The 8,899-nt window shown below is 57.1% G+C and carries 12 protein-coding genes; 3 read left to right on the forward strand and 9 right to left on the reverse strand.

Translation table 11 applies throughout. From position 1 onward, the window contains the following. Positions 1 to 807: 807 nt before the first annotated feature. The 8 genes from QJT82_RS44505 to QJT82_RS44540 form a co-directional block, all read right to left on the reverse strand. Positions 808 to 969, reverse strand: a complete 162-nt coding sequence (locus QJT82_RS44505; protein ID WP_080687013.1) for a DUF2934 domain-containing protein — start codon at positions 967 to 969, stop codon at positions 808 to 810. Between the two features lie 43 nt (positions 970 to 1,012). After that, positions 1,013 to 1,909: a non-homologous end-joining DNA ligase gene (gene ligD / locus QJT82_RS44510; protein WP_338132208.1), complete on the reverse strand. Its 897-nt coding sequence runs from the start codon at positions 1,907 to 1,909 to the stop codon at positions 1,013 to 1,015. 246 nt (positions 1,910 to 2,155) lie between these two features. Next, a complete protein-coding gene (locus tag QJT82_RS44515; RefSeq protein ID WP_028344491.1) occupies positions 2,156 to 2,410 on the reverse strand; it encodes a hypothetical protein in 255 nt (84 codons plus the stop codon). Beyond that, positions 2,404 to 2,595: a hypothetical protein gene (locus QJT82_RS44520; RefSeq protein ID WP_245288930.1), complete on the reverse strand. Its 192-nt coding sequence runs from the start codon at positions 2,593 to 2,595 to the stop codon at positions 2,404 to 2,406. The genes QJT82_RS44515 and QJT82_RS44520 overlap by 7 nt, the downstream gene beginning before the upstream one ends. A 313-nt stretch (positions 2,596 to 2,908) precedes the next feature. Next, on the reverse strand, positions 2,909 to 3,655 hold the full coding sequence (locus QJT82_RS44525) for a Crp/Fnr family transcriptional regulator (protein ID WP_259245064.1): 747 nt from the start codon (positions 3,653 to 3,655) through the stop codon (positions 2,909 to 2,911). Positions 3,656 to 4,154: 499 nt separating this feature from the next. Continuing rightward, positions 4,155 to 4,403 carry a hypothetical protein gene (locus QJT82_RS44530; protein ID WP_028344455.1) on the reverse strand — a complete coding sequence of 83 codons (249 nt, stop codon included), beginning with the start codon at positions 4,401 to 4,403 and terminating at the stop codon, positions 4,155 to 4,157. Between the two features lie 935 nt (positions 4,404 to 5,338). Next, positions 5,339 to 5,593, reverse strand: coding sequence for a hypothetical protein (locus QJT82_RS44535; RefSeq protein ID WP_338132207.1), 255 nt, complete (start codon positions 5,591 to 5,593; stop codon positions 5,339 to 5,341). Further along, positions 5,586 to 5,810: a hypothetical protein gene (locus QJT82_RS44540; protein ID WP_196238251.1), complete on the reverse strand. Its 225-nt coding sequence runs from the start codon at positions 5,808 to 5,810 to the stop codon at positions 5,586 to 5,588. Before QJT82_RS44540 ends, QJT82_RS44535 begins: the two co-directional genes overlap by 8 nt. Before the next feature lie 331 nt (positions 5,811 to 6,141). Here QJT82_RS44540 and QJT82_RS44545 point away from each other — a divergent pair, with 331 nt between their 5' ends. Then, a complete protein-coding gene (locus tag QJT82_RS44545; protein ID WP_035633706.1) occupies positions 6,142 to 6,534 on the forward strand; it encodes a hypothetical protein in 393 nt (130 codons plus the stop codon). A gap of 517 nt (positions 6,535 to 7,051) precedes the next feature. Here QJT82_RS44545 and QJT82_RS44550 read toward each other — a convergent pair. Next, entirely contained in the window at positions 7,052 to 7,285 is a 234-nt protein-coding gene (locus QJT82_RS44550) for a helix-turn-helix transcriptional regulator (protein WP_028344458.1), read from the reverse strand. 79 nt (positions 7,286 to 7,364) lie between these two features. Between QJT82_RS44550 and QJT82_RS44555 the strand changes: the two genes are divergently transcribed. Both QJT82_RS44555 and QJT82_RS44560 read left to right on the forward strand, forming a co-directional pair. Continuing rightward, complete coding sequence (locus QJT82_RS44555; RefSeq protein ID WP_155258822.1) at positions 7,365 to 8,456, forward strand: hypothetical protein; 1,092 nt, start codon at positions 7,365 to 7,367, stop codon at positions 8,454 to 8,456. Positions 8,457 to 8,492: 36 nt separating this feature from the next. Next, complete coding sequence (locus QJT82_RS44560; protein ID WP_264641743.1) at positions 8,493 to 8,885, forward strand: hypothetical protein; 393 nt, start codon at positions 8,493 to 8,495, stop codon at positions 8,883 to 8,885. Positions 8,886 to 8,899 lie beyond the last annotated feature (14 nt).

Here is an 8,899-nt window from a genome sequence, read left to right on the forward strand (position 1 = left end):
CAAAGAAAACCCCAAGCTGCTCACGCGCTGGCAACGGGAATGATCCAACCAGCCTGCGGCCTACGCCGGATGCGTACCTAACTTCCTGCTCTCTGGTCATAGCTCGGTCTCCGCTCTTTTCGGACAGCTGCCGCAGACTTGCCGACGCCTTCGATGAGCTTGCGAATTTCCTCTGAATGCCAAACCCATGTCCGGCATTCCGGGCCGGCTGGCGAATGCAGGTTATCCTTTCTTATTAACGGAAGCCCAGTCACCTCGTTCCTATAGGAACGACTGGCGAGCTGATTTGAGCGTCCAGGGGACAGGAGGTACATTCATGGGACAAGCAGTATGGAAACGACCTGGCTCGCCTTGGAAGAAAGGGCCCACGCAAATCTAACCCAAAATACAAGCTTCGCTCGCGTCAGCCAGGGACTGAGAAGGAAGTGAAGCGGCTTCGGTCACTGGCGAAAGTGAACACACCCACTGGGGTCATCAGCTTGAAGATGGAGCGGCCGCCCGGCTCGATCGCCAGCAAGGCGCGGCGCGAGGGTATCTCACTGAAGCCCCAGCAACCGCTCTCCCTACAATCGGCGGAAGACGAAGACGACCAAGCCAGGCCCGCGCTAGCTTTTACTGGGAGGGGTCTCATCGAATAGTCCACTCACATCCGGCTGCTCGATCCCTGCATCGATATCCGTCGAGCGTTGCATTTGCACCGCATACCGGCGCCGCACATGCAGCCCGCGGGTTCGTCGGTCCAGGCCAGGCGTGGATGGTTCTCGCAAACCCAGCCGAGACCATGACAAATTGGACAATTCGGGTTGGTCACAGCGTGTCGGGGGTTCGCAGCGGAGAGCTTTTATCCTCGTTGATCAATTCCTGCTCGGCCAAGTGCCAGAACTCCTCATCTCGTCCTTCGGGTTTGCCGGCCTTTTCCCAGAGCTGGTAGGCACGGGCCGCTACGGCTTCATCAATCCGCTTGTTCATCGGACTTCTCCTAATCCTCAACGAGCGGGACCTTCTTGCGTTCCTACTTCCTCGACAGGCCCTTGAACGAACTTGCTCGTAGCAGCCCTTCTGACGTGACGTCGCGATATTCGATGTCGGCGACGAACGATGGTTCAACCCAGGTAGCCTTCGGTTTCCTAACTGGCTTGGTGAGCTTGGACTTCGGGCTCACGACTGTATCGAGCTGCTTTCGGATTTGGCTGGATACGGTCCGCGACCAGCCGGTGCCGACCTTGCCCATGTAGACCAGCTCCTTGCCCTGCTGCTCGGCCAGGTACAGCGCTGCAATGCCCGTCGGATCCTTGATGAAGCCGACGACGGGAAACTTCTCGCGCTGCACCGTCTTCACCTTCACCCAGGCGTCAGTTCTCTCCGAGCGGTAGGGCGCATCCGCGTTTTTCGAAATGATGCCCTCGTACTTGAGCTTGCGCGCATGCTCAAACAGCTGCTGGCCATCGCCAATCAGGTGCTCGCTAAAAAGTACGGGTGGCTCAAGCTGATAGGAATCGAACAGTCCTCGCAGCATCGCCTTGCGCTCAATCTGCGGCCGCTTGCGCAAGTCTTGCCCGTCGAGCCACAGGAGATCGAAGGCGTAGTACAGCAAGCGGTCCTGGTCGCTTCTGGCGAGTTCTGCTTGCAGCTCGGAGAAGTTGGTCCGACCCTCATGGACGACAACAACCTCGCCGTCGATGATTGCCTCTCCGGGAATGTCAAACGCACCGGCAATGACGGAGAATCTTTTGATCCAGTTCAGGCCGTTGCGAGTGAACGCTTTGGCCTTGCCGCGATCAAGGTGAAATTGGATGCGGTAGCCGTCGTATTTGATCTCGTGAATCCACTTGTCCCCTGATGGAGCCTTGCTCCGCAGGGTCGCGAGCTGGGGCTTAATGAACCCTGGCATCTCGATACGCTTGGACAAAGAACTCAACTCACAAAAAGCCCGCCGCTGGGATCCAACGACGGACAGCGTACACAGTTACTGCTTCCACGCCTTGCAAACGCTGGCGTGGCTGTGGCGTTCCTTTCCCTTGCCCGCTCGTATCCGTGTTTTTACGGAATCTGCTTTCAGCGCTCGCAGGACATATCGCGGGTGCTGGAGCTTTTTTCATTAAGGTCGATTTTTTCAGCATTTCCGGTAGGGGCCGTTCGCGTGACGCGGCCCCTTTTAGCTTTGCGAGGGTCCCATTTCCTTACGAGACATCGCTCTTCCTGCTGGGCCGATGCTGTACGGCCGGTTCAGAAAGAATTCGCGATTGCCGAGAGCGGCTTCGGCGTACTGGTCGATGGCGACCTGGATGGCCTGGATGTGGTGATAGCACCAGCCTTCCCGGCAAGAGAGCTGCCGGACTTCGTTCAGGGCTTTGACGAACGGCGGTGGATTTTTCCAATCGTCGAACCACTGCGGGCGCTCGCTCACCATTTCCGGCCTCCGAGTACGCGTCCGTTCGGCTTCGGCAGCTGAGCCTTCATCCGGTCCCTGTCGGCACAAAGGGTATCGATCTTGTCGAGCATGCGCTGAAGCAGCGCCTCGGCTGAGCTGGTCGGGATGCCGGCTCTCTGGAGTTGGAGGATTTCCTTGCGCTGGCGGCTGACCTGCACGCGCATGCGCTCGATCTCCGAACGGAGGAATTCGAGGGTGGGCATTGGTTCGCTCTGAAACTTCGGTGAGCCGTCATAAGAACGAAAAGAGAACACCGAGTCAATCCGTCAGAAAGCACGATGGGCCCTCCGACTAGGTTTCGCAGCCGCTTCTCCGACCGAACCAGCGACGCCGGCACTGGACGTTTTCACAAGCGCCGGGAATCGCTATCGGGGCTCGGGGGCAGAGACGCGGGAGCTTGCAAATCGAACTCCGGTCGTTCGGTTCGTCCCTCGGGTGGTTTGAGAGTCGGTCTCGGCGAAATGCTGGCGTTCAACTTCACTCGGCAGCCGTTATGATCCCGTGCGGAATTGGGACTTTTAGCGCATGGAGATAATCGGCGCTGAACTCGGCCACCGTTTCAAGTTCCTCGCGCCGAAGCACGTAGGCGATTTGTCCGCGCCAATCGAGCAATCCCATCTTTCTCAGTTCCTGAACTGTGCGATTGACATGGACGGTTGAGAGGCCACAGGCATCCGCAAGGTCTTGCTGCGTTAAAGGAAGACGGAAGGTGTCGTTATCGAGCAAACCCACCATCTCAAAACGGGTGGCAAGCTCGCAGAACAGATGCGCGACTCTTGGCAGCGCCGCCCTTGAGCCCAGGTTTTCGACCCATTCTCGGTAGATCGCTGCATGGATAAGGGTCTCTCGCCAAAATGCGTTTGTCAGCCCCGGAGATTCCTTCAACATCCGCCGGAGATGCGAATGGGATATGAAGGCCACAGTCGAGGTCCCCTCGCTGCAGAGATCGTGATCCAAAACGGGCAGATGCAGCGTATGGAGATCAGGTACGTCCCCCGGTACGTAGATGGACGATATTTGATTGCGTTCGGAAACAACCCTTCGACGCGACAGCAATCCAGTCATCACGACGGCACAATGCACGGGCACGTCGCCTTGCCGTGCGATGCGGTCGCCGTCTCCAAACGTTTTGATGATATGAGGCAGCTGTTCGAGCCGGACCTTATCCTGCTCGGACAACTCAACGACGGACAGCAAACGCGCGATTAGCTTGCGGTGCGGCATCAGACACTCCCTCCTTCGCAGGCGGGAGCACGAGAGTGTTCTCTCAGTCACCAGCGCCCACAGAAAAGGCCTTAGCCGATGATGCACAAGCAACGCCAGAAATGGAACTAAGTTCCCGCTCCGTGAACCATCAGTTGAGTGTTTGCACCGCGAGAAAGTAGGATTTCTCGCTGTAACAAATTGATACAGAAAGTGCGCTCCGCCGGGCGCAAGATTCACCTCGGTTATTTCGGGAACCCAACTTTGCCAACATTCTCAATGGCATGGGCAGGTGATTTTCATTTCCTATTTTTACAGCCCTAAAATGACGACCGCTGCGTCCTGGCGGACAGCGGTTCGGCAATCAGTCTAGGCCCCAGCCAGTCCCCTCGCTGGGGCCTTTTTTTGGAACAGGGGGCGACCGGCGCGGTTCTAGTCTCGCTTTGATGAGGAGTGGGACGACCCCTCGGCCTCAGTGCTCTTCCCGGGCGCTGGGGCCGCCGTTTTTTGCAGTTTGAGGTTAGCTCACTTTGTTGCGGCTGATCGCGAAGGAAAAGCGGACGGTCATAACGGGGCCGGCGTCGTCCCGAACCTCGATCTCCATTTGCTCAGCGCCGCTACCACTGAGGGTCGCTACGGCATCGCGGGCCATGCCTCCTAAAGATCGCGCAGCCTCGTCCTGTGCCGCGTCCAGATCCCGAAGATCTAGGCCTTCCTCGTCAGGGGTTGTTCCGTTGCCATCTTTTAAATCGAAGTAATACCGAGGCATTGAGCGCGCCCATTCATTTCCGAATATTTCAAAGCGAAATTCGGAGGCGCGTTCCTAGTGGCCCGCTTTTTGAAATGCGAGCGGCCTGTCTAGAAGCACAGGAACAGTCCTCGTTCGGCGGTTGGATCATTGGCGGGTCGCACTGCCCCCGCGGCATTAGGACAACGACGGAAGCCGAGCGCCAGCGACGTGCCCGCCCGCTCGGCTGCCGCTGAATGAGGCTAACAGCCCATCCTTCCGGGATTTCGTCCAGCACGCGATCGACCGCTTCGTCGGGCGAGGTCGCGGCGAGCCAGATTTGGATCTCGCCCTCATCGGTCGTCACACGGACTAGATGAACCTCGGTCGCCTGTTGCATGAGCAATAAAAGCGGAATCGAGAGAGTCGTTTCAACGTTCTTCGCTTAAGTTAAGCTTGGAACTGCGATTAGGGCGCTATCCCTGACATGCCTACTTTAATGCGGACGCGAAGGCCGTGGCGCAAACTCCCTGTAGGTTCAGGCTCGGTCACCACGACGGCGTCGAGTGCAGCTTCATGGCGTTGGCGGCGATATCGTTCGTAGCGCTCATCGCAGGCATAGGCGCCCTGTTGATCGGCTGAGCCTGTCATCTCATGGATTGATCCAACCGCATTGGCCTCGGCGTGTACCCCCTCGCTGAGGCCTTTTTCACAAGGTGCTAAGCGGATTGGCGGGCTCTTCACGGTGGCTAGGGAACCAGTTTTGACCCAGGTTAGTTGAGGGCTGCAAGATCGCGCTCATCGTCAATTTAGCTGGCCTCTCGCTGAGGCCGTTTCTTTGGGATAGCGAGGCCCGCATGGAGCTGGTGGAAGGGTCGTCGCAATCGTGGGGGTGCTCAGCGCGGCGGCCGCGGTTGGGACCGCATATTGGTATGTCATGTCAGAACGGCAGAGGCGATAGGCCCAGTGGCTCTTGGTCAGGCGAACAGGTCTTTGCCTGGCTGAAGCATCCTCACGAACGTCCGGCTCTCGTGGTACTCGAGCCAGCCTTTGCCGATCGCGTGCTGTAGCCCAGCCCAATACTCAGCCGGCGTCGCCTTGTCCTGGTAGAGCATCGGATAGTTGATCTTCTCGATGTAGATCCGGCCGTCCTGAATCGGCTCGAAGGCGCGGGCGTGCTCCATGATCCGGCGTGCGGCTTTCTCGGCGTCGGAGTAGGGGCGATCACCCACGTCTTTCAATTCTCACCTTGGGTTGCTTGGGCAGCACGTGGGTTATTCTCCATCCGTTATAGTCGTAAATCCCAACCCAGTGATGAACAAGCTTTCCGCACTGCCAGCAATTGAAGGTGCCGGATGTATTGGTATGGGTTGCGCTGCGCTCCTGGCTCGCTGAGTAGACGATGCCGCAGCCGATGCAGGTGAAATGAACGGTGACGGGAGGCGTCATAATGCCTCCTAACAATTGAAGCCGGTCAGCGTTCCTCCGATCGGCAAAACCGCCCTTGCTCTTCGGAGGAGCTTTCAAGATCAGAGGAGCCCCTAAGTGGCCACCGGCCTGCGGAAGAGGAATGGCGACCGTGGAGCATGACACCGACGAAGAGTGCCGCGAACGGTTCCTCTTCGAGTGCTTCAATTGCGGAGACTGCCTGCCGATGGAAGAAGAAAGTTCGCACAATACAAGCTGATAGCCTGAGTGAGATATTCGAACTACATCGCTGTTGCCTAGGTACCGGATTTAGAAGACGGCGACGGCTCCATCATTAACGAAGGAGCCCATCATGGCACGAGCGACGATCTCTCTGGTTTCCGTTCAGAAGCCGACCGCGAACACACCGGTCCTTCAGCGCCGCAACAAGTTTACGTCCAGCATCGAACAGCAGATCACGAAGATCGGGCTGTTCAGGGAGGGAAAGAGAATTTCGAAAGAGGCCTTCTGGGTGGATTCCAGCGGGCTGATTTACTTTCAGTTGCGCTACGGTAAGCAGCCATTGGAGCTGGAGAAAGGCAAGAGCACTCTGAAGGCATCGACGTTTGATGATCTCGTCGAACAGCTGGACCAGATCAAGACGATCGCTGTCGCCGGCGGCTTGGACGAGGCACTCTCCGCCTGCGCGAATGCTGTGCGGTCGAACTTCAAGACAGCGAAGGATAAGAAGGCCGGCAAGGGCTAGCTCATCATAGTAGCTGAATGTCAAGGTCTGCACCTCACTCCCACTACCCGATCACTGCGGCGCTCTGTTTCGCTTTCAGCGTGACAGCAGCGCCGTACGTTGTGTTCGTTTCGATCGACTCAGGGAGTCCGCTCCTTCGCGCTCTGGCTTTCCTCTCGGGTCCGCTCTCGCTCCTGCTTTGGATCGTTTTGACGATCAGGTCGCTTCATCTTCTTCGGCTTGCCTACTGGGCACTGACTTCGACCTATGTGTCACTTCTTTCCGAAGGAGCGGCTATCGGACTGGCCTGTCTTGCAGTTGCTCTCCAGCCGAACAGATCAGATTCGGCACCCAACGCCACCGCTCTGTACGCGGCCGGGCTAATTGCACTTGGCGGGCTGTGCTGGTGCGGCTGGTACAACTGGAGGAGAACGGGAAGCGCCTTGCTAGCCTTGAGCGTCACCGTGCTGCAAATCACAACGAGCAGCTTAATCGTGTCGCTTCTGATGCTCCGCTGTCGTCCCCCGGAGAGGGTGGATTAGGTCTTCCTGGCTGTTTTCCGGACGGGACGCTGGAGGAAGTCTGCCGGCTCGACCTGAAGGACCGCCGAAAGCTTCACCAGTATTTCCAGACCGACCCAGGTCGCTCCCTTCTCCAGTTTGCTGATGTAGGTGCGATTGATGTCGGCCTCATACGCCAGCGTCTCCTGCGAGAAACCTCGTTCTCGCCGAATCCTCCGCAAGTTCGCTGCGACCACCTGGCGCCAATCCATGGGCCAAAGTGATCAGTCTGTCGCTTATTGACCCACCGCTTTAAATCGACAAAATGACGCCCATACCGGGGAGATCATAATGAAAAGATCATTGATTCTGATCGCTGTTTTGGGAGTCTGCCTCGACAGCGCTCAAGCACAGTTCACAAACTTTAGCGATGGACCGGGCCGCTCAGGCGGTCGTCAGGTAAACCGTGAGCCGACCAACGCCAAGTCCGCATGGGAGCGGCTTCCCGGTGCCGTCTTGTCATGCGTCGATGCAGCCCTTCAGCGAGATCGTTCCAGTCTCAATGATCTAATTCGGCAAAACGTTTATCCCAATGATCCGCATTACAGCCTGGCAATTGCGAAGTGCGAACGAGACCTGCAGCCGAAGGTCCAAGATTCATCCGAGCTGGTGCGGTCTCCGGAATGGAATACGTATTCGATAGAGAAGCGTTTCGCCTACTTCCTTGAAACGTTCTGGGTAGATCGCCGCCTGTCGAATGCGAACTGCACTGACGTTGCCATCCGCGGCAAAAGCTATTTCGATCGGAAAGCATGTATCGTTACTAAGGGCTTCTGGTTCGAAACAGCGAGTCCAGAACGATGCAAGTTAGTCGTTCGAGAGCGCACGCCCCTGATGAGCGAGTCGGCCAAGTCCTGGGACGGCAAGGTCATAGGAAAGATTATCGTAGGTCGCGAAGTCACATTTGACCTAAGGACCCTCGATGAACCTCTGATACGGAAAAATGCGGCGTCTGGCCTCGATCTGTATTTCGAAATGACTGACCCGCTATCGGTCGTTCGACAAATCGCCCTCTCCAACGAACCAGAGAAGTGGATCGAAGTCCCACCGCCGCCGCTGGCCAGTACAATGAGGCTCACCGGGTCAGACGATGAGAAATACGATGCGTTGACGCGCGCTCGCGTCGCTTGGGCGTCTGAGGCAAACCGTTACGAGATCGACATTTCCGGGTACGAAATTTCTAGCTTCGCAAACAGCCAAGACACCAATTCGGAGGAGGGGCGTCAACGTCTGAACGCCAACCGCATGCGTACGTTCTTGCTGCTATCGACCTCCGGGCACTTTGGTCATGTCGTTCGGCCGTTGAGTCCGGACGCCTCTTCGTTGATGACAGCTGCATTTGTGGAAACCGTCAAAGCGATCCTGGCGCAATGCAAAAAATAGAAAGCGGAGCCGCATTGCAATGCGCAGGAGGGGGATGTGAGAAAAGCCATAGGAACTACCATCATAATCGTTTTCGTCACGTATTTCTTTTTCGGCTCGACACCGTTTGTTCAGGTGGCTGAGTTTGCAAAAGGGCTCGTTGATGAGGTGACGGGCTCGCGCTCGTTCCAGCTAAGTGGTCCGGATTTCAAGGTGCGACATCGCGTACAAGAGGTCGAGACCAATTGCAGATACAACCCGACCGGAACGCAGTGCCTCCAGCACGATCACGCTTCGGTTCGGAGCCTATCCATCCAGTCAGCGAACGATTATCCAGTCCTTCTCAAGGAGATCGTGATCAACGAGAAGCCACAGTGCTCAGTTAAGCTGCCGCGCGGCAATCAGGGTGACAGTGCGCATTGCCTCGCCTTAATTGTTACCGGATCCTAAGCCGTTGCCTCACG

Origin of the sequence: Bradyrhizobium sp. Mp19, from assembly GCF_029952935.1 — a bacterium.
In the GTDB taxonomy this organism is placed as follows: domain Bacteria; phylum Pseudomonadota; class Alphaproteobacteria; order Rhizobiales; family Xanthobacteraceae; genus Bradyrhizobium; species Bradyrhizobium elkanii.

Bases quoted from the DNA above. Each gene is read 5' to 3' on its own strand.
- QJT82_RS44505 (WP_080687013.1), bottom strand. From the start codon at position 969: ATGAACAAGCGGATTGATGAAGCCGTAGCGGCCCGTGCCTACCAGCTC.
- QJT82_RS44515 (WP_028344491.1), bottom strand. From the start codon at position 2,410: ATGGTGAGCGAGCGCCCGCAGTGGTTCGACGATTGGAAAAATCCACCG.
- QJT82_RS44520 (WP_245288930.1), bottom strand. From the start codon at position 2,595: ATGCGCGTGCAGGTCAGCCGCCAGCGCAAGGAAATCCTCCAACTCCAG.
- QJT82_RS44525 (WP_259245064.1), bottom strand. From the start codon at position 3,655: ATGCCGCACCGCAAGCTAATCGCGCGTTTGCTGTCCGTCGTTGAGTTG.
- QJT82_RS44530 (WP_028344455.1), bottom strand. From the start codon at position 4,403: ATGCCTCGGTATTACTTCGATTTAAAAGATGGCAACGGAACAACCCCT.
- QJT82_RS44540 (WP_196238251.1), bottom strand. From the start codon at position 5,810: ATGACGCCTCCCGTCACCGTTCATTTCACCTGCATCGGCTGCGGCATC.
- QJT82_RS44545 (WP_035633706.1), top strand. From the start codon at position 6,142: ATGGCACGAGCGACGATCTCTCTGGTTTCCGTTCAGAAGCCGACCGCG.
- QJT82_RS44550 (WP_028344458.1), bottom strand. From the start codon at position 7,285: ATGGATTGGCGCCAGGTGGTCGCAGCGAACTTGCGGAGGATTCGGCGA.
- QJT82_RS44555 (WP_155258822.1), top strand. From the start codon at position 7,365: ATGAAAAGATCATTGATTCTGATCGCTGTTTTGGGAGTCTGCCTCGAC.